We start from the raw sequence: 14,974 nt of genomic DNA, 5'->3' as shown, positions 1-14,974 counted from the left end.
GATGGCCCGTCACCAGAAGACCCGCGCACTGGCGAAGGACCGCATCACGCTTCTCACCGTGCTTCAGCTTCTGTTGCTGATCCTGCTGGCTTTGGTGGTGCTGGTGCCGCTGCTTTGGCTCGTGAGCACGTCGCTCAAAGGCCCGGCCGAGGACATCTTCACCAGCCCTCCGGCGTTGCTACCGGCGCAACCGAGCCTCGACGCCTATGGCCGATTGTTCCAGGACAATCCTCTGGGGCAATACCTGCTGAACAGCACCATCGTGAGCCTGGTGGCTGTGGTGGCCAATCTTCTGTTCTGCTCGCTGGCGGCCTATCCCTTGGCGCGCATGCAATTTGCAGGACGGGGACTGGTTCTGGCCCTCGTGGTCGCCACCATCCTCATCCCTTTCCAGGTGGTGATGATTCCTCTCTATCTGCTGATGGTGCAGCTGGGCCTAAGAAACACCCTCCTAGCCCTCGTGATTCCCCAGGCTGCAACCGCCTTTGGCCTCTACCTTCTGCGTCAAAGTTTTCTTGGCGTGCCGGTGGAACTGGAGGAAGCCGCTCGCATCGATGGCTGCAGCAAGCTGGGTGAATGGTGGAACGTGATGATTCCGGCGGCCCGGGCCGACCTGATCACATTGGCGATGTTTGTGTTCATCGGAACGTGGAGCGACTTCCTCTGGCCCTTGGTGATCCTTGATGATCCCCAGCTGTTCACTCTGCCCCTCGGACTGCAGCAGCTTGCCAGCAGTTTCTCGAACGACTGGCGTGTCGTCGCGGCGGGGTCAGTGGTGTCGATCCTTCCGGTTTTGATCCTGTTTGTGATTCTTCAGCGCTTCATCCTTCCAAGCGCCAGTGGTGATGCGGTTAAGGGCTAGGGGCTGATGGATCGGTTGTGACGGGATTGGGGATTGCCGGCTCGTCGGCCGATCGTCCTTTCGGTGTGGATGGAAGGGTGTCGCCTTGGCTGAGGCTCTCCAGCAAGCGCACCTCCCGTTTGGCGGATTCACGCTGAAAGCTCTGCAAGCTTTGGATGTCTGTTTGCAGCTTCTGTTGACGGGTCTTCAACATGCCCAGCTGCTGCTCCAAGAGCTGCCGGCTGTTCACTTCTTCGCGTTGTTCGAGATCTTTCAAGCGATTCGTGAGGCCCTGCAATCGGTTGTTCTGGTATTGGATGGCTTGCCAGAACACCATGAATAACACCAGCAAACAGCTGAAGCCGGCAACTGGAATCAAGAGCAGGAGGCGCTCACGCATCGGTATTGAGCAGCTTCAAGTTGCCGCCTGGAACGGCCATTCTGTAACGGAACCCTGGGGAGTTCGGATCGCTGCTTCCGTCGCCCCCAATTGGCGTCAGAACCGCGCCGGCCGCTCTGAGAAGCACCGGGCTCAGGCGTTGGATCGCCAATCTGAACCGGGTTGAAGCAGTCTCAGCAACGTGTGGTGATGGAATGGTGGGCCTCAACATCAGCAGCGAATGTCGCTCCAAGATCTTGATGCCTTCCTACGCCTCCGTGAGACCGACGCGGCTCTGGCAGCCAGCTTGGCCGAGCCTGTGTCTGTTGAAGCTCTGATCGAGCTCGCTCGTGAGCACGGCCTTCACATCACCGAGGAGGATGTGTTCTCTGCTCAGGCCAGGGAAGAGGCTCATGCCCCGTCGGCTGAGTTGCAACGCAGGATGGCTGAAGACTCCAGGCGATTGCGCCATTTCATTCAGGGTTGATTTTGTGCCCCTGTGCACCTTCTCAGGTAGCCCTGGACACGGATATTTCGAAGCGGAAACTCAATGCTGGTCTCAAGATCAGAGATTGAGATGTCGTTCTGGCAAGAATGGTCGGGAAGTCGCCCCGCCGATCACGCTCCTGAGTGCTTCGACGAAGAAGTTGGTCCCCTTCGCGATCAATGGACTTCATCCATGGATCAAGTGGATAGTCGTCAGTTCCTGACTTGGGAAGACCTGATTGGCCAGCGTTGAGCGTTGATCCGTCAGGGATCACGCACGCAGTGCTGCTCTCTGAGTCGTAGATCACTACCAAAGAACTGATTGCTTGAAATCCCATGGCATCCTTCACCATCACCCTTGAGGGCGGAAAGAGCTTTTCCTGCGCAGACGATCAATACATCCTTGATGCCGCAGAAGAGCAGGGTGTCGACCTTCCTTATTCTTGCCGTGCCGGTGCTTGCAGCACCTGTGCCGGCAAGGTGTTGAGCGGAAGCGTTGATCAGTCAGATCAAAGCTTCCTGGATGATGAGCAGATGGGGAATGGTTACGCCCTGCTCTGCGTCAGCTACCCCATGGCTGATTGCACCATCAAGCCTGAGGTCGAAGACGAGCTCTGATCGCGTTGGATGCTCAGCGCATCTTCACCACATCAGGGGTTTGTCCATGCACCTCGCCGATCCAGAGGGCATGGGTGATGGCCCCTTCATGGCTGTGGAAATTCCAAGCGGATTCGGGGCTTTCGATCGCCTCGATCTGCTGGCTTTGGTCATTGACCCGCAGATACTGGCCGCTGCCCCTGTGGCGCAGAACGTAGCGCTCCGGGAGGGGTGTTCTCATCTTTGATCCACTGAGACTTAATTCCGGGTTAGCCAGGCTCGCGCGTTCGTGCGCTGGCTTTCAGCTTTTTATGGGTTTTCCTCCTCCAGAGTTTTTTCGACGTCCTGGTAACGGGCTTCCCGCGTCCAGAGCAGGGGCGTCGGGAGTGTCAGTCGCTGCTGGTGGCCGCCATCTCGAAACCAAGGGTCGTCGCAGGAGTGGAGCGCAATGTCGGTGAGATCCCAGGTTTCGCGTAGGTAGTGCTCAACAGCGTTGTGATCGGCGGGTTCTGGGTTCTGCCAGTGGACCAAGGCGAGCTCCTCGGTTCTGGCTTCGAGGCGGGCAATGCGTCCATGGGGCGGGGCTTCTGGGTCGGGGCTGATGGTTTCGTTGAGGTTTTCGCGGGCCACAAACAGGCGTAAGGGGCTTTCGCTCTTGCGGCCATCCAGGGCGTACTTCTTGAGGTAGAGGTCTCTGGCCTTCTGAAAGAGAGGGGCTGGGGCGCAGCTCAGCAGGGCCTCGTAGGCGTTGGTGAGAACGTGGCTCGTCATGGCGTTGGGGTGGATGGATTCGGCTCCCGGGATGGCGCACCCTTCGGAAGCATGGAACACTGGTGACAGTTGCGAAAGTGGAATAGTGCCCGACTCCAAACACGCCCTCTATCGATTGGTATCACTGGATGGCACTCCCCATCCAGTGCTGGATGCGCCGTATGAATCGATTGCTGCTGCGGAGGCGGCCGCCAGCCGTTGGTGTGAAGGGCAAGGACGCTCCCCGTCAGCTTTTGAACAGGGGATCGGGCTTGAAGTTCAGACAAGTTCCGGTGACTGGCGCACGCTTAGCTATCCCAGCGCTTGCCTGATCGGGCACGGTGACCGGTCGAAAAAAACTGGAGCTCCCTAAGGAGCTCCGCAGCGCTGGGGTTCTCGCCGGCCTTGCCGCCCCCGCTTGGGCAAGTCTGGCCTGTTGCATGGGCTTGCATCTGTCTGAGCTCCTGACTAACCATGACAGGACATGACTGGAGCCACCGATGCGCGTGAGCGTTGATCTCTGCCTCGTGCCGCTCGGTGTGGGGGTGTCCCTTGCGCCCTACGTAGCGGTTTGCCAGGAGGTGATTGAGGCTTCGGGTCTTGAGCATCAGCTGGGGCCCGATGGGACAGCGATTGAGGGTGATTGGGATGCCGTTTTTGCCTGCGTCAAGGCTTGTCATGAGCGCTTGCATCACAGCGGGGTTCCGAGGATCCATGCCACGTTGCGCGTCAACACGCGCATTGATCGCGAGCAGTCCTTCCGGGACAAGGTGGCCAGCGTTCAGCGGTTGAATCAGTAGAAGAACCGCACCTTCAGCCTGTTCGTGTCTCGCTTGTCTCTAATGGGAGCAGGAGTGGGATTGATGGATGGGTTGTCGGCTTGGTCGTTCCGTTGCTGCAGTGCTGGCGATGGTCTCTCTTGCGTCTCTGGCCTCCCGGCCAGTGCGCGCGGAGAGCTGGGATCGCATTGGCCGCTATGCCTCTCTGATTCGGCGTGCCGGCACCGACACGATGGTGGCCAAAGATTGCCCACCCTCGCTTTTGGGAGCGTTTCATTCGCAGCGCAACGCTCTCCTTCTCTGTGCCAACAATCTGGACAACGACCCCAAGCAGATCTGGGTGGTGCTTGCCCATGAATCCGCGCACGTGATGCAGCACTGCCGCGGCGGTGCCCTTCTCGCCGACCATCAGATCGATGATGCCCTGGAGGCCATTGAAGCCCGATCCAGAACAACGTTTCAGGAGCTCCGTCTTTATCACCAGTCGCAGCAGCGTGAAGAGATTGAAGCCCGCTTGGTGCAGAGTCTGCCTCCCAGGGAGGTTGAAGCCCTGTTTCGCCGTTTCTGCGCCGATCGTTTGCCTCGGGCCTCTGTGTCGGCTCCCCCAGCGATCTCCCCCGACACTCCGTGAGGCTGAAGCAACCATGGACGATCCATCAGTCACTCCCATCACCGCACCAAAACTGGATGATGCGGGTCACCTGACGTATCTCGGCAACGATGGTCAGTTTTATCAGGTGCTGGATCGTCTTGAGATTGATCAAGACGCGTCCGAACGCGTGAGTGAGGCGTTGCAGGCGACAGGCCCCTTGCTTGAGCAGATCGAAGCGCTCTGCCACGCCTGGATCAGTCGGGTTGCTGAGGGCGCCATGGATCGTGATGAAGCCGTTGCGATGCTGCTCAGCACCCTGGAATCCGTGTTGCACGCCGACGATGAGAAGAGCGGCGGCCACGGCCCCTTACGGTGAGCAAGTTTGCACGCTGACTCCATGGGGCCCAGGCTGCGCGGGTATTGGTTGATGACCTGGATTGGGTTGCTGGCCAATCTCCTGGCCTTACCCGTGATCGGTTGGGGGGCCTTCCAGCCTGATCAATCCACAGGCCTTGAAATCACCAACATCACTCTGGCCTTTTCGCTGGCCTGGCCTGCAGCGATCGTGGGCATCGTGGCGGCGGCCGGACTGCTGGCGCAGCGGCGCTGGGGGGTGATTCTCACCATCGTGGCCCTGTCCATGGCTCTGGGTGGTGCCTTGCCTTACGGGATCGTGCGCCTGGTGCTCGGCCCTGAGGCCCGCCCCCTCGGATTTGCTTCGGTCGCGCTTGGGCTTGTGAACGTGCTGGCTCTCATCTACTGGTGCCGTCCAGCGCATCGACGCGGTGGCCGCCTGTAGGCCAGGGATTTCGGCAGACCGCCAGCTGGCTGGGCTGCCCCTCATTCTCGATCATCCACGTTTGATGGTGGTGGACAAACCGGCAGGACTGCTGTGCCAACCCGGTCTGGGGACTCACCAGCAGGATTCGCTGATCAGTCGCCTTCAGCTTGCGTGCCCAGATCTACGCCTGGTGCATCGCCTCGATCGCGACACCTCGGGACTCGTGCTTCTGGCGAAGGACCCAGGCACACACCGGTTGTTGGGGGCTTTGTTTGCAGCGCGAAGGGTCAGAAAGCTGTACCTCGCCGATGTTCAGGGACAGATGGGGACTCTCAGCGGACGGATTGATCTCCCTTTGGCGCGTCTGAAGCGTCAACCGCCCACCTACGGCATTCATCCCGATGGGAAGGCATGCCTCACGCTGTGGCGTCGTTTGCAATTGATGGAGAACAGCACGCGTCTCTGGCTCTGCCCAAGAACCGGCCGGTCCCATCAGCTACGCGCCCATCTGGCAGCCCTGCACCATCCGATCATCGGGGACCCGATCTACAACCCAGGGTGTGCAGCCGGGGGGCTGCGGCTCAGGGCGATGGCCTTGCGTTTTCCTGATCCTGATGATCCCCGCCATCCGTTGCGGGTGCGTGCTCCTGAGCCAGCCTGGGCCCACCGTTAAGCCGTGAATCGACGTTTGGCTGGGATCGGGTAGGGAATGCGGCGATGGCGCATGCGGCGCCACACCTTCACAAATGCCCGCATCACAAGCTCGAGCTCCGCGCGACTGAGGCCGCTTTGACGCAACTGGCCATCGCTGAGCCGCGCTTCCACGATCCGTTTCACGGTGGCTCGGGCTTCCGCATCGCTCGTGTCGGGCGGCAAGGAGCGCAGGGCGGCCTCGCAACCATCAGCCACCATCATGATTCCGGTCTCCTTGGAGCGAGGAGTTGGGCCGTGATACCGAAATCGCTTCTCTGAAATCTCGGGATCTTTCAGCCGTGCCTGGTGCAGGAAATACCCCATCCGCAAAGTTCCCTGATGCTCGGGAATGAAGTCAGCGATCGGCCTGGGCAAGCGGTGGCGTCTGGCCAATTTCAGGCCTTCATCCACATGGGCCTGCAGAACACCCGCGCTGGCGATTGGATCATTGAGTTCCGTGTGCGGGTTGTGGTCGGTGGTCTGGTTCTCGATGAACCAATCCGGCGCATGCAGCTTGCCAACGTCGTGATACAGCGACCCAGTGCGGATCAGATCCACATCGGCACCGATTGCGCGCGCGCCCTCCTCGGCCAAGCTGCAGATCATCAGGGTGTGCTCGAACGTGCCTGGAGCTTCTGAGGAGAGCCGGCGCAGGAGGGGGCGTTCCTGGTCGGCCAGCTCCATCAGCCTTGCCCGGGTCAGCAGACCAAAGGAACTCTCGAGCAGGGGAATGACCAGGATCGCCAGCATCATCAGCAGGCCCAGCAACAAGGCTTCGGATGCCAGATCTCCCGAGTTGGGAAGCAGTCGGCTCCAGTCTTGATCCACAAGGGATCCTGAAGTCCTGTTGGGGAGAAGCAGCTCCAGAGCAAGCGCTCCGAGGGGAAGGAGCACCGCCAGTTGCAGAAGCTGGGCACGACTTCTGAGCCTGCCCGCTTGAAGGGCGGCCACGGTGGCTGTTGCCGCGGCAATCAGCAGGCGCCCCTCCCCAAGCCCCGTCACCGGTGTGGGCCAGAGCAGGCTGGCAACGGCCATCCACGCCAGGGCGCTGCTGGTTCCAAGGCCCTGGGCCAGAAGCAACGTGGGGGGCACGATCACCGCCAGTGGGCTTACGGCCGCGCCGAACCAGACCTTGCAGGCCTGAGAGATCAGCAGCAACCCCAGGGCCAACAGTCCATGGGGCGCTTCGAGGCAAGGGCGCTCGCGGCGCATCACGAGCAGGAGAATCCCGCAGGCGGCGAGGGATTCTGTAAACCGGATTAGCCAGATTCCCAGTTTGGGTCTGCGGTTCACCAGGCCGAAGAAATCGAGTACGTCGTAGGCCTGGGAACTGATCGGTTCGCCCTTCTGCGTGATCAGGTCACCCTGGCTGACCTCGATGACTGGGATGCCTTGCTGGGTGATCAGCTTCTCGATCAGCCTTTGGCTGCGTTGCGGATCGGTTTTGAGATTGCTGGCACCCTGCAAGGTGGTGGTGAGCAGCTTGGAGCCAAGGGTTCGCGCTGGCGCATCTGCAGGTCCCAGTTCCTCCAGCTGCAGGGATGTGGCCTGACGCAGCTGTTCTTCGGCCAGGTTGTTGACCAATCCCTGGCTGAGCATGCGTTCCAGCGCCCGGCGCAGACCCATATCCCATTTCAGGCGTTCATCCGGTAAGCGCTCCTCAAGCCAGTCCTGTTCTTCGGCGCTCAGGTTCACCGGGCCGATCCGTTCGGCATCGTCGCTGCTGGCGACCCGTTCCAGCTCTCCCAGATAGCGCTCGAGACGCATGCGCAGTTGCTGGTCCTGCTGGTTGTCGATCACCTGAACCAGCGTGCTCGGCACCAAGCTCGATCGTCGTTGCTTCAGCGCTTCGCTGTCGACCACCCGTGCATCCTTGGGTGCCACTGCGTCAAACGGTGCTGTTAGCCCCGGTCGAATGTCTGGCTCCACCAGCCACGGCCAACTCGAGATCAGCGCCACCAGCAGGCACAGCGCCAGGAGAACACCGCGTTGAAGGCGATTCCAGCGCAGCACCGGCCGCCGAGGAGATTCACTCCTGAGCCAAGATCTCCAGAACCTTGCTAGGGGATGCGAACGCAAGATTGGCGGATGCTTTCAGATGAAACGCTAGCTCTGCTGGAGCGGCATGCTGGTTTCACATGCATCAGTCGGCGATGGCCCTCAGATTGGATGGAAAAGCTCTGGCCAAGGAGCTTGAACAACGACTGGCACAGCAGGTCCGTAGGGGTTGTGCTCAGGCCGGCCGCCCGCCGGGTCTCGCCGTTCTGCGCGTGGGTGATGATCCCGCCAGTGCGGTGTATGTGGCCAACAAGGAGAAAGCCTGCGCCAGAGTGGGAGTGGAAAGCTTCGGGGCGCACCTGCCTGCTTCGTCGCAACCGGAGACTCTTCTGAAGGCCATCCGAGCGCTCAATGCCGATGAGCGGGTGGATGGAATTTTGCTGCAGCTGCCCCTGCCGGAAGGCCTCGATGAAACCCCTCTTCTGGCAGCAATCGATCCCGACAAGGATGCCGATGGCCTGCACACACTCAACCTTGGACGGCTATTGAAAGGTGAGCCAGGTCCCCGCAGTTGCACGCCCGCAGGCGTGATGGCCATGTTGCGCAGTCAGGGCATTGATCCCTCCGGCAAACGGGCTGTTGTGGTGGGACGCAGCATCCTTGTGGGCCAGCCGATGGCCCTGATGCTTCAGGCGGCCAACGCAACAGTCACCGTGGCGCACTCCCGCACCCGCGATCTGCCTGCCCTCACCCGTCAGGCCGACATCCTTGTGGTCGCAGCGGGACGTCCGGAAATGATTGGGGCTGAGCATGTAGCCCCCGGTGCCGTTGTTGTGGATGTGGGAATTCATCGCAGACCCGAGGGTGGGTTGTGCGGAGATGTCATCGCTGCCGAGTTGGAGCCCTTGGTTGCAGCCCTTTCCCCCGTGCCGGGCGGCGTCGGTCCGATGACCGTCACCATGCTTCTGGTGAACACTGTGCTGGCCTGGAGCCGACGCCATCAGCTCGATCACGATCTTGATGACCTGGTGCCGTGATCGCACTGATGGGACCTGCGGCCTGACAGAATCCGGCCAGCATCATGTTCTTCATGACCGCCACGGCGAGAAGCCCTGAAGGTGTCACGCCGTTGGGTGAGGATCAGGCAGGTTTTGACTTCGCTGCCTACCTGGCCAAGACCCGCGACGTTGTCGAGCAGTCCCTGGATGCGGCTTTAGGTCCTGAACGACCGGAGTCTCTTCGTGAGTCGATGCGCTACTCCCTCCTGGCTGGAGGCAAGCGACTCAGACCGATCCTTTGCCTCGCAGCCTGTGAGCTGGTTGGCGGTGATGCCTCCCTGGCGATGCCGACGGCAGTGGCTCTGGAGATGATTCACACCATGTCGCTGATCCATGACGATCTGCCGGCCATGGATAACGATGATTTGCGCCGTGGTCGCCCCACCAACCACAAGGTCTACGGCGATGCCATGGCCATTCTCGCTGGCGACGCTCTGCTCAGCCGGGCCTTCGAAATGGTGGCCGTGCGCAGTCCGGGGGTTCCGGCTGAACGGTTGCTGAAGGTGGTGGCTGAGCTTTCACTGGTATCTGGCGCACCGGGCCTGGTGGGTGGCCAGGTGGTGGATCTGGAAAGTGAGGGTCGCGAGGTTGATCTGGAAACACTGGAATACATCCATCTCCACAAGACCGCTGCTCTGCTCCGGGCCTGTGTCGTTACCGGTGCTTTGATCGGCGGTGCTGATGCCGATCAGGTTGATGCCATGCGCACATACGCCAATGGAATTGGCCTGGCCTTCCAGATCGTGGACGACATTTTGGATGTCACGGCCAGCAGTGAAGTGCTCGGTAAAACAGCGGGTAAGGATCTGATAGCTGATAAAACCACCTATCCGAAACTTCTTGGTCTCGAACCGTCGCGGGTTCGCGCTCTTGAGTTGGTGACCCAGGCCAAGTCGGCTCTCGAACCTTGGAAGTCCAAGGCTCAGCCGCTGTTGGCTCTCGCTGACTACGTGGCGAGCCGGGACCGTTGACCATGCTGTTTGCCTCGTTGAGCGCGCCCCTTCAGCTTCTCGATAACGCCTCCCTGGCCTGGGGGCTCGCTGCCTGCGGGCTGGCGCAGCTGTCGAAGCTGTTCATCGAGTTGGTCACCCAGCGCCGCTGGCGCCCGCAGGTGTTGATTGAAACCGGAGGAATGCCATCAAGCCATTCGGCACTGGTGACCGGTACAGCCGCTGCCGTGGGTTGGCTCAATGGATTTGACTCCCCCGCTTTCGCTTTGGCCTCCACAGTGGCCTTTGTGGTGATGTACGACGCCAGTGGCGTCCGGCGGGCGGCGGGCTTCACCGCCGAGAGAGTGAACGCTCTGCCCAGCAATCTCTGGGATCCATCCCCTGACAAACCCCTCAAAGAACGATTGGGTCACTCCAGGCTCGAGGTGCTGGTCGGAAGCCTGCTCGGCCCAGCAATCGCTCTTCCAGGCATTGTGTTTGTCGGCTCGCCCCTGCATCTGGCCCACGTCCTGTCCCAGGCGTTCGGGTGAGCTCGCCCGCCCATTCCGAGCTGGCTCTCACCAGTGATCAGCAACAGGCCGCCGATGCCTTCGCTGACTGGCTTCATCAAGCCGATGCAACCGTCCCGTTTGTGCTGAGTGGTTTCGCCGGCAGCGGCAAGACCTTCCTTTCGATGCGTCTTCTCCAGCAGGTGGAAGCCAGAGGTCTTTGCTGGACTGTCGTCGCCCCGACCCACAAGGCTGTGGGTGTGCTCAGGCAGGCCCTGGCCCTTGAGGGTCTGCGCCCAACCTGGTACCCATCCACCATTCACCGTCTGCTGCGCCTCAAGCTCAAACGACAGGGGGATCGTGAACTGTGTGAATCCACCGAGCAGACGGCCGCAGCCCTTGAGCATCTCGGGTTGGTGCTGATTGATGAAGCCTCCATGGTGGACAGCTCATTGCTGGCGATCGCCCTGCAGTGCGCCCACACCTTCAGCACCCGACTGGTGTTTGTGGGGGATCCGGCCCAGCTGCCGCCGGTGGGAGAAAGCGACAGCCCTGTCTTTGCCATGACGCGGGCCGTGAATGCCTGCCTAAAGCAGGTGGTGCGCCATCAAGGCCCCGTGCTGCAGTTGGCCAGTTGTCTGCGTGATGGCCGCCTGCCCTGTGAGGTGCCACCGCTTCTGGCTCCGGTGCGCACGGATCTGGGCCAGGTCGGGGTGATGAACCGCTCCGATTGGCTCAGTCGCGCTCAGGAGGCTCTGCGTCAGGCGGCAGCCTGCGATAACCCTGATGCAGCCAGGATTCTTTGCTACACCAACCGCAGGCTTGAGCTGCTGGTTCCCCACGCGCGCCGGGCGATTCATGGCGAGATGGCCGATCAGATGGCGGTGTTGCCGGGTGAGGTGCTGATCACCCGCACCGCGGTGATGGCCCCGGCCTCACGGGATGGTGGCGAGACCGGAGAGGAGCCCGATCTGGTGCTGGGTTCCAATCGGGAACTCGTGGTGGAGGATGTCGCCCCTGAACGCTGTGACCTGGCGGAATTCGGTGTGGCCGGCGATGCCCAGCTCGCGCTGGCTGGTCTTGGTGCACCTGTGATTGAAACCCTGAATGCACGGGTGCGTAGCGGGGAGCTCGAGCTCAATCTGCGCCTGCAACCGCCTGCCGGCACCCCCGCCAGGCAGCAGCTGGATGCCCTGCTCCAGCAGTTGCGCACGCAGGCTCGTGACGCTGGTAAGCAGGGGGGACGTCCGCTCTGGCGCCGTTATTTCCTGGTGCGTGATGCGTTCGCGTCGCTGGGACCTGCCGCTGTACTCACCGTGCATCGCAGTCAAGGCAGCAGTTTTGGGGAGGTCTTCGTTGCAGACGATGTGTTCTGGCCCCAAGACCTTGATCTGCGCCGGCAGCTTGTTTACGTGGCCGTCAGCCGGGCCCGTCAGGGGGTTTGGATGGCAGGCCGCACGGGTTCTGAAGGGGCCACCCAACGTTGGGCCCAAGCCCTCAGAGCAGGCTGAGACCGCTGATTCCCTGCCATCCCAGATAGCCTCCCAGGCCCAGGCTGACGCCCCCCACCACCAGTCCGCCTCGGGCAAACAGCACTTGCTTGCCTTTCTCGAGGATTGGAATCACCTTGTCCCGTCCGATGATCACGGCGATCAGTGGGGCCAGGAGAAAAAGGCTTGCTCCGATTGTGAAGGCTGCCAATCCCACGATCTCCTGCCAGGTGGGCAGCTGGGCTGCGAGAACAACGCCAGCCGACTTGGCGAAGAGCACGAGGTCGTCGGGACTGATCACCTCCCCCGCCGCGCCAAGGAGCAGGAGCAGTGGCAACGGCATGGCCACAAAGCGGTCGATGCTGGTGGTCCAGGCCGGTGGTTCGGCTCCATCGGCGAAGGAACGCAGCAGCTCCCTGCCACCGATGGCCACCAAGGCTCCTCCCGCCAGCAGGTCAAGGCCCGTGCGGTGATGAGAGCCATGGCTCATGTCGAGTACAAGGGTGTGGCCCACGGTCACCAGCAGGGTTGCGGTGAGCAGGGTGGTGACCACCCAGCCCGCAACAAACCAGCCACCGCGGCGTAGGGGCTGGGGGCCCAGCAACAGGAGCAGCAGAACGGCAATGTGGATTGGCGAGAGGCCGATGCCCGTGCCGTAGGCCAGCAGTTCCGCCCAGAGAGTGGTGTCGCTCATCAGAACCGGCCGTCGGCCGGAGCATTCCAACGAACGATCGCACGGTTTTCGCGCTCGAATCCCAGCACGCAGATGCTTCCTGTACCGAGCTTCAACAAGCTGCCACCCACAGCACCCAGACCAAGCCAGGTTCCAGCCAGCGCTCGCAGCAGGTGTCCGTGGGCGAACAGAGCCACATCTCCTGGTTCGGAGACCTCCAGGGCGCGTTGGATGGCGATTTCGCAGCGCTTCTGCACGGCCTCCGCATCCTCGCCGTTGGGGCAACCATGGCTCCAGACGGTCCAGCCCGGCACCGTCTTGCGGATCTCCGGCGTGGTGATCCCCTCGTAGTCGCCGTAATTCCATTCGAGCAGTTCCGGCATCACGGTCAGGCGGTCTCCGAGGCCGCCGAGCTCACAAGTGCGACGGGCGCGCTGCAGAGGGGAGCTGAAGACGGCTGCGAAGGTCTGGCTTGTCAGCGTCGGCGCCAGGCGTCGGGCTTCATCCTCCCCTTCCGGCAACAGGGGAAGGTCTGTGCTGCCGGTGTGGCGTCCGTTCTTGGCCCATTCCGTGGCGCCATGGCGCAACAGCCAGAGCTGACGATGTTCGGCCATAGATCACTGGCAACGACTTAACAGGATTGTGACCAGCAGCGCGACCAATGGAGGTGTCGCCGGTGTCACCTCAGTGCATGCTCAGTTGCGGATTTCGAACCAGTCCGCTCCTGTGATGGGCATCTGCGAGGGCCTCACTAGGCTCACCTGCGCATCAGTGGGACCGCGCTCACACCAAAGCCGCAAGTCACTGAGCGCCATGGGAGTCCCTTCGGCCTGCACTTCCACCCGGCCATCGGGGAGGTTGCGAACCCAGCCGCTCAGGCCAAGATCCATGGCGCGACGGCAACACCCTTGCCTGAATCCAACACCTTGAACCTTGCCCTCCACGAGGAAGCGCCAACGTTCCTTCAAGAGTGTGGGTTTGTGTTTGCCTCGGTTCAGGAAACGGCCGCGTTCCGCCTCGCCGCGGTTTCGAGAGCGGCGCGCCATCGGCATGAGGTCGTCGAGGAGCCGGCCCAGTGGAGGTGTACCCAGCTGGCGTGCAGGGTCGGAAGGCTCCATCCCTCGTTTCTCCGCGAGATTTTCCACCCATCAACCTGCCATAAAGGTTTCGCCTTTCCCAAGAAATCTCCGGATTCTTTGCTCAATTGCCACCGGTGGAATTCATGCCCTTTCAAGCTTTCCCCTGCGCGCAGAATCAAGCCATCGTGCGCTGCGGACAGCGTTCGATAGCCCACCTGCAACGCTCCGCGTTCTGCGCGGAAGGGCAGCACGCCAGCCATGGGATGGTGAGTCCCCTCGGCGTCACTCAGTGACTCACCCAGCATCAGCATGCCGCCGCATTCGGCATAGAGGGGTTTCTGGGCGATCCACTGCTTCAGGGCCGAGAGGCTGCGCTGGCATTGACTGAGTGACTCTGCATGCAGTTCTGGAAATCCACCGGGTAGCACCAGTCCCAAGGCTTGGGGTGGTGGCGGCTCATCCGCTAATGGGCTCCAAGGAATCACTGGCATGGCCATGGCTTCCAGGCATTCCTGCATTTCTGGGTAACGAAAGTGAAAGGCCTCGTCCTGGGCGACCGCCACAGGCATGGGCGTGCGTTTGGGCTGCTGTTCCAGGACCGGGGCCAGAACGGTTTGGATGGGATCCGAGCCGGCGGCAGGTGCCCTCAGTAACGGTTCGAATCTCTGCAGATTCAGATGGGAGCTCGCCAGCGCTGCCCAGCGACCGATCCGCTCTTGCATCGGTCCGAGCTCATGGGCCGGAGCCAGGCCGAGGTGTCGACTGGGAAGACTCAGGCTCGCGTCCTTCGGCAGGCTTCCCAGGCAGGGAACGTTGATTTCGTCGAGCACGCTCTCCAGAAGCTCACGATGGCGCTGGCTGGACACGCGATTGAGCACAACCCCCGCCAAGTTCACGCGCGGTTCCAGGCTCTGGAACCCGCGCACCACTGCCGCTAGGGATCGGGCCTGCCTGCCGGCATCCACCACCAGCACCACGGGCAGGTTCAGATGCCTTGCCACAGCAGCCGTGCTCCCTTCGGAGCTGGCTCCGATGCCGTCAAACAGACCCATCACGCCTTCGACGACGGCCATGTCGCACCGTCCGCCAAACCCTCGGAAACTGAGATCGACCCACTCCTTGCCGCAGAGGGAGAGGTCGAGATTCCGGCAGACTCTGTTTGCACTGAGGCTGAGCAGCTGAGGATCGAGATAGTCCGGCCCCACCTTGAAGGGCTGGATGCTCTTTCCTTGATGCCGCGCCCAGGCGATCAGGCAGAGAGTCAGCAGGGTTTTGCCACTGCCGCTGGCCGGAGCAGCGATCACACAGGCCATGAACTGAGCGGAACAGCGAAACGTTGG

At 61.6% G+C, this 14,974-nt stretch carries 22 protein-coding genes; 14 read left to right on the top strand and 8 right to left on the bottom strand.

Features of this window, described 5'->3' with window-relative positions; all coding sequences use genetic code 11:
* Position 1: 1 nt before the first annotated feature.
* Complete coding sequence (locus tag SynPROS71_RS08535) at positions 2-862, top strand: carbohydrate ABC transporter permease (protein ID WP_186594481.1); 861 nt, start codon at positions 2-4, stop codon at positions 860-862.
* On the opposite strand, the gene SynPROS71_RS08530 is transcribed toward SynPROS71_RS08535, so the two are convergent.
* Positions 852-1,241, bottom strand: a complete 390-nt coding sequence (locus SynPROS71_RS08530; protein ID WP_186594480.1) for a signal protein — start codon at positions 1,239-1,241, stop codon at positions 852-854. The genes SynPROS71_RS08535 and SynPROS71_RS08530 overlap by 11 nt on opposite strands.
* Positions 1,242-1,461: 220 nt before the next feature.
* Between SynPROS71_RS08530 and SynPROS71_RS08525 the strand changes: the two genes are divergently transcribed.
* The 3 genes from SynPROS71_RS08525 (at position 1,462) to SynPROS71_RS08515 (ending at position 2,324) form a co-directional block, all read left to right on the top strand.
* Positions 1,462-1,707 (top strand): Nif11-like leader peptide family natural product precursor, encoded by a 246-nt coding sequence (locus SynPROS71_RS08525; RefSeq protein ID WP_186594479.1) that lies wholly within the window; start codon positions 1,462-1,464, stop codon positions 1,705-1,707.
* 90 nt (positions 1,708-1,797) lie between these two features.
* Complete coding sequence (locus SynPROS71_RS08520; protein ID WP_186594478.1) at positions 1,798-1,959, top strand: hypothetical protein; 162 nt, start codon at positions 1,798-1,800, stop codon at positions 1,957-1,959.
* Positions 1,960-2,042: 83 nt separating this feature from the next.
* Positions 2,043-2,324 carry a 2Fe-2S iron-sulfur cluster-binding protein gene (locus tag SynPROS71_RS08515; protein ID WP_186582875.1) on the top strand — a complete coding sequence of 94 codons (282 nt, stop codon included), beginning with the start codon at positions 2,043-2,045 and terminating at the stop codon, positions 2,322-2,324.
* 13 nt (positions 2,325-2,337) lie between these two features.
* Here the strand turns inward: SynPROS71_RS08515 and SynPROS71_RS08510 are convergent, their stop codons facing one another.
* Together SynPROS71_RS08510 and SynPROS71_RS08505 are read right to left on the bottom strand one after the other, a co-directional pair.
* A complete protein-coding gene (locus tag SynPROS71_RS08510) occupies positions 2,338-2,544 on the bottom strand; it encodes a hypothetical protein (RefSeq protein WP_186594477.1) in 207 nt (68 codons plus the stop codon).
* Positions 2,545-2,612: 68 nt separating this feature from the next.
* Positions 2,613-3,074 carry a hypothetical protein gene (locus tag SynPROS71_RS08505; RefSeq protein ID WP_186594476.1) on the bottom strand — a complete coding sequence of 154 codons (462 nt, stop codon included), beginning with the start codon at positions 3,072-3,074 and terminating at the stop codon, positions 2,613-2,615.
* An 85-nt stretch (positions 3,075-3,159) separates the two neighbouring features.
* On the opposite strand from SynPROS71_RS08505, the gene SynPROS71_RS08500 reads away from it, so the two are divergent.
* The 6 genes from SynPROS71_RS08500 to SynPROS71_RS08475 all read left to right on the top strand — a co-directional run bounded on the left by SynPROS71_RS08500 (position 3,160) and on the right by SynPROS71_RS08475 (position 5,878).
* Positions 3,160-3,426 carry a hypothetical protein gene (locus tag SynPROS71_RS08500; protein ID WP_186594475.1) on the top strand — a complete coding sequence of 89 codons (267 nt, stop codon included), beginning with the start codon at positions 3,160-3,162 and terminating at the stop codon, positions 3,424-3,426.
* A 127-nt stretch (positions 3,427-3,553) separates the two neighbouring features.
* On the top strand, positions 3,554-3,853 hold the full coding sequence (locus SynPROS71_RS08495) for an MTH1187 family thiamine-binding protein (protein ID WP_186471432.1): 300 nt from the start codon (positions 3,554-3,556) through the stop codon (positions 3,851-3,853).
* A 67-nt stretch (positions 3,854-3,920) separates the two neighbouring features.
* Positions 3,921-4,463, top strand: a complete 543-nt coding sequence (locus SynPROS71_RS08490) for a hypothetical protein (RefSeq protein ID WP_186594474.1) — start codon at positions 3,921-3,923, stop codon at positions 4,461-4,463.
* Between the two features lie 13 nt (positions 4,464-4,476).
* Complete coding sequence (locus SynPROS71_RS08485) at positions 4,477-4,800, top strand: hypothetical protein (protein WP_186594472.1); 324 nt, start codon at positions 4,477-4,479, stop codon at positions 4,798-4,800.
* Between the two features lie 21 nt (positions 4,801-4,821).
* The gene (locus SynPROS71_RS08480) at positions 4,822-5,223 is read left to right on the top strand and encodes a hypothetical protein (RefSeq protein ID WP_186594470.1); all 402 of its coding nucleotides are present in this window, start codon (positions 4,822-4,824) and stop codon (positions 5,221-5,223) included.
* Between the two features lie 64 nt (positions 5,224-5,287).
* Positions 5,288-5,878 (top strand): RluA family pseudouridine synthase, encoded by a 591-nt coding sequence (locus SynPROS71_RS08475; protein ID WP_186597994.1) that lies wholly within the window; start codon positions 5,288-5,290, stop codon positions 5,876-5,878.
* Here the strand turns inward: SynPROS71_RS08475 and SynPROS71_RS08470 are convergent.
* Entirely contained in the window at positions 5,875-7,980 is a 2,106-nt protein-coding gene (locus SynPROS71_RS08470; protein WP_186597993.1) for an HDIG domain-containing metalloprotein, read from the bottom strand. The genes SynPROS71_RS08475 and SynPROS71_RS08470 overlap by 4 nt on opposite strands.
* A 71-nt stretch (positions 7,981-8,051) precedes the next feature.
* Here SynPROS71_RS08470 and folD point away from each other — a divergent pair, with 71 nt between their 5' ends.
* From folD to SynPROS71_RS08450, 4 genes are read left to right on the top strand one after another with little or no spacing between them, the layout of a single operon-like run.
* Positions 8,052-8,933: a bifunctional methylenetetrahydrofolate dehydrogenase/methenyltetrahydrofolate cyclohydrolase FolD gene (gene folD, locus SynPROS71_RS08465; protein WP_186597992.1), complete on the top strand. Its 882-nt coding sequence runs from the start codon at positions 8,052-8,054 to the stop codon at positions 8,931-8,933.
* A gap of 53 nt (positions 8,934-8,986) precedes the next feature.
* Complete coding sequence (crtE, locus tag SynPROS71_RS08460; protein ID WP_186594468.1) at positions 8,987-9,925, top strand: geranylgeranyl diphosphate synthase CrtE; 939 nt, start codon at positions 8,987-8,989, stop codon at positions 9,923-9,925.
* Between the two features lie 2 nt (positions 9,926-9,927).
* Positions 9,928-10,434 (top strand): divergent PAP2 family protein, encoded by a 507-nt coding sequence (locus SynPROS71_RS08455; protein WP_186597991.1) that lies wholly within the window; start codon positions 9,928-9,930, stop codon positions 10,432-10,434.
* Positions 10,431-11,903 (top strand): AAA family ATPase, encoded by a 1,473-nt coding sequence (locus SynPROS71_RS08450; protein ID WP_186594467.1) that lies wholly within the window; start codon positions 10,431-10,433, stop codon positions 11,901-11,903. Before SynPROS71_RS08455 ends, SynPROS71_RS08450 begins: the two co-directional genes overlap by 4 nt.
* Here the strand turns inward: SynPROS71_RS08450 and SynPROS71_RS08445 are convergent.
* The 4 genes from SynPROS71_RS08445 to SynPROS71_RS08430 all read right to left on the bottom strand — a co-directional run bounded on the left by SynPROS71_RS08445 (position 11,890) and on the right by SynPROS71_RS08430 (position 14,947).
* Entirely contained in the window at positions 11,890-12,576 is a 687-nt protein-coding gene (locus SynPROS71_RS08445; protein WP_186471427.1) for a GAP family protein, read from the bottom strand. The two genes, SynPROS71_RS08450 and SynPROS71_RS08445, sit on opposite strands and share 14 nt — an antisense overlap.
* On the bottom strand, positions 12,576-13,169 hold the full coding sequence (locus tag SynPROS71_RS08440; protein ID WP_186594465.1) for a histidine phosphatase family protein: 594 nt from the start codon (positions 13,167-13,169) through the stop codon (positions 12,576-12,578). Before SynPROS71_RS08440 ends, SynPROS71_RS08445 begins: the two co-directional genes overlap by 1 nt.
* 81 nt (positions 13,170-13,250) lie before the next feature.
* Positions 13,251-13,601, bottom strand: coding sequence for an acylphosphatase (locus tag SynPROS71_RS08435; protein WP_186594463.1), 351 nt, complete (start codon positions 13,599-13,601; stop codon positions 13,251-13,253).
* On the bottom strand, positions 13,550-14,947 hold the full coding sequence (locus SynPROS71_RS08430; RefSeq protein WP_186594461.1) for a cobyrinate a,c-diamide synthase: 1,398 nt from the start codon (positions 14,945-14,947) through the stop codon (positions 13,550-13,552). Before SynPROS71_RS08430 ends, SynPROS71_RS08435 begins: the two co-directional genes overlap by 52 nt.
* Positions 14,948-14,974: the final 27 nt, after the last annotated feature.

It is taken from the genome of Synechococcus sp. PROS-7-1 (genome assembly GCF_014279795.1).
Lineage (GTDB): Bacteria > Cyanobacteriota > Cyanobacteriia > PCC-6307 > Cyanobiaceae > Synechococcus_C.
The sequence above is the reverse complement of the archived record's forward strand: the minus strand, read 5'-3'. Positions and strand labels throughout refer to the sequence as shown.

What these genes read in the sequence shown, in the direction of transcription:
- SynPROS71_RS08535 (WP_186594481.1), top strand. Translation starts at nt 2, where the DNA reads ATGGCCCGTCACCAGAAGACCCGCGCACTGGCGAAGGACCGCATCACG.
- SynPROS71_RS08530 (WP_186594480.1), bottom strand. Translation starts at nt 1,241, where the DNA reads ATGCGTGAGCGCCTCCTGCTCTTGATTCCAGTTGCCGGCTTCAGCTGT.
- SynPROS71_RS08525 (WP_186594479.1), top strand. Translation starts at nt 1,462, where the DNA reads ATGTCGCTCCAAGATCTTGATGCCTTCCTACGCCTCCGTGAGACCGAC.
- SynPROS71_RS08520 (WP_186594478.1), top strand. Translation starts at nt 1,798, where the DNA reads ATGTCGTTCTGGCAAGAATGGTCGGGAAGTCGCCCCGCCGATCACGCT.
- SynPROS71_RS08515 (WP_186582875.1), top strand. Translation starts at nt 2,043, where the DNA reads ATGGCATCCTTCACCATCACCCTTGAGGGCGGAAAGAGCTTTTCCTGC.
- SynPROS71_RS08510 (WP_186594477.1), bottom strand. Translation starts at nt 2,544, where the DNA reads ATGAGAACACCCCTCCCGGAGCGCTACGTTCTGCGCCACAGGGGCAGC.
- SynPROS71_RS08505 (WP_186594476.1), bottom strand. Translation starts at nt 3,074, where the DNA reads ATGACGAGCCACGTTCTCACCAACGCCTACGAGGCCCTGCTGAGCTGC.
- SynPROS71_RS08495 (WP_186471432.1), top strand. Translation starts at nt 3,554, where the DNA reads ATGCGCGTGAGCGTTGATCTCTGCCTCGTGCCGCTCGGTGTGGGGGTG.
- SynPROS71_RS08490 (WP_186594474.1), top strand. Translation starts at nt 3,921, where the DNA reads ATGGGTTGTCGGCTTGGTCGTTCCGTTGCTGCAGTGCTGGCGATGGTC.
- SynPROS71_RS08485 (WP_186594472.1), top strand. Translation starts at nt 4,477, where the DNA reads ATGGACGATCCATCAGTCACTCCCATCACCGCACCAAAACTGGATGAT.
- SynPROS71_RS08480 (WP_186594470.1), top strand. Translation starts at nt 4,822, where the DNA reads ATGGGGCCCAGGCTGCGCGGGTATTGGTTGATGACCTGGATTGGGTTG.
- SynPROS71_RS08475 (WP_186597994.1), top strand. Translation starts at nt 5,288, where the DNA reads ATGGTGGTGGACAAACCGGCAGGACTGCTGTGCCAACCCGGTCTGGGG.
- folD (WP_186597992.1), top strand. Translation starts at nt 8,052, where the DNA reads ATGGCCCTCAGATTGGATGGAAAAGCTCTGGCCAAGGAGCTTGAACAA.
- crtE (WP_186594468.1), top strand. Translation starts at nt 8,987, where the DNA reads ATGACCGCCACGGCGAGAAGCCCTGAAGGTGTCACGCCGTTGGGTGAG.
- SynPROS71_RS08455 (WP_186597991.1), top strand. Translation starts at nt 9,928, where the DNA reads ATGCTGTTTGCCTCGTTGAGCGCGCCCCTTCAGCTTCTCGATAACGCC.
- SynPROS71_RS08445 (WP_186471427.1), bottom strand. Translation starts at nt 12,576, where the DNA reads ATGAGCGACACCACTCTCTGGGCGGAACTGCTGGCCTACGGCACGGGC.
- SynPROS71_RS08440 (WP_186594465.1), bottom strand. Translation starts at nt 13,169, where the DNA reads ATGGCCGAACATCGTCAGCTCTGGCTGTTGCGCCATGGCGCCACGGAA.
- SynPROS71_RS08435 (WP_186594463.1), bottom strand. Translation starts at nt 13,601, where the DNA reads ATGGCGCGCCGCTCTCGAAACCGCGGCGAGGCGGAACGCGGCCGTTTC.
- SynPROS71_RS08430 (WP_186594461.1), bottom strand. Translation starts at nt 14,947, where the DNA reads ATGGCCTGTGTGATCGCTGCTCCGGCCAGCGGCAGTGGCAAAACCCTG.